The organism is Gilvimarinus sp. 1_MG-2023, from assembly GCF_030548285.1.
The window spans coordinates 1-240 of record NZ_JAUOSC010001599.1; the positions used below are offsets into that span (position 1 = coordinate 1).

The 240-nt window shown below is 56.7% G+C and carries 1 protein-coding gene; it reads left to right on the plus strand.

From position 1 onward, the window contains the following. Positions 1 to 240: hypothetical protein (locus tag Q4563_RS22190; protein WP_303606080.1), on the plus strand; the 240-nt coding region annotated here is incomplete at both ends.

Consider the following 240-nt stretch of genomic DNA (forward strand, 5'->3'; position numbering starts at 1 on the left):
CAGCAGCTCCGCAGCCAGAAATCACAAAGCCGGTTGATTCCCGCCATTGTCGCGGACGTCAAGGACGATGGCGCCTGGATGGTAACGGCCAACGGTTTCCGCTTTTTACCTCTTGAGGGTATCAAGTGGGCAGCCCCCTATGTCAGCGTCAACGTAGTTGGCAAAAAGCCAGCCACTGCTTCCCAGCGTCTGAGCCGACGGCAGAAAATCTGGTTTGAAGACCGCGATGGCGAATTGCTG